This is a genomic window from Xenococcus sp. PCC 7305, from assembly GCF_000332055.1.
Lineage (GTDB): Bacteria > Cyanobacteriota > Cyanobacteriia > Cyanobacteriales > Xenococcaceae > Xenococcus.
The window spans coordinates 1-1,107 of the sequence record NZ_ALVZ01000203.1 but is presented as its reverse complement, the minus strand read 5'-3'; the positions used below and the strand labels follow the sequence as shown (position 1 = coordinate 1,107).

Sequence of the window (1,107 nt, the reverse complement as noted above, 5' to 3'; positions counted from 1 at the left end):
ACTTCTTCGGGTTCAGTTACCGGATCAGTTTGGTCACTATCTGCTACACCTACATTGGCAATAGTTGTACCGACATCGCTATCTTGAACTGTATAACTGACAGACAAAGTATTAGATTCCCCTGGTGCCAGGTCTACTGGAGTTGATGCATCCCCAGTCAGATCATCGCTGATAACTACATTGGTTAAATTAGCATCACCAGTATTAGTTGCAGTAATGTCATAAAGAACATCATCCCCAACGCTTATGAACCCATTGCCATCATTGTCTGTAAAACCAGTATTGGTTTTCACCACAGATAATTCAGGATCTGGAACATCAACTTCTTCAGGGTCAGTAACAGGATCGGTTTGATCACTATCTGCAATTCCAGTGTTGGCAATAGTAGTACCAAGATCGCTTTCTTGTACAGTGTAGCTGACAGATAAGGTCTCCGATGCTCCTGGGACTAGAGTTACAGAAGCTGAGGTATCTCCAGTCAAGTCGTCTGTAATAATAACATTGGTTAGATTTGCATCTCCAGTATTAGTTGCAGTGATCTCATAGAGAATATCATCACCAACACTAATATCATTAGAACTGTCATTATCATTAAATCCAGTATTGGTTTTAACGACTATCAACTCAGACTGTGGAATGGGAATTGTTTCAGGATCTTCATCCGTTACGGGATCATCATTAGGATCGTCCGCGCTGACAGTCCCTAGGTTTTCAATCGAACCGGTATTAACATCTGCTTGAGCAACAACTACTGTTGCCGTAGCAATTTCAGTTGCTCCTGGTTGTAAGATAGTTACCCCATCAGCATTCACATCATCTTCGACTCCCAGGTCAATGGCTCCGAGAACATCATCAGTAATCGTGAGATTATCGAGAGTGATATTACCAGTGTTAGTGGCAGTGTAGGTATAGGTGATAGTATCTCCCACACTAATATCTCCTGACCCATCGGCATCATCGCTTAAAGTTCCTAATTTGTCGATTTTGATCGCTGGAGTTTGATCAATAGGAGCATCAGTCGAATCATCAACTGGGTCAGTTTGATCACTATCAGCAGTAGCAGTATTATCAATTTGACCAGCAATCATATCATCAGGTTCGAGGGTA

The 1,107-nt window shown here is 41.9% G+C and carries 1 pseudogene; it reads right to left on the bottom strand.

Annotated features, from left to right (window positions below):
- Positions 1 to 1,107, bottom strand: a pseudogene (locus tag XEN7305_RS17235) (hypothetical protein); the annotation flags it as partial.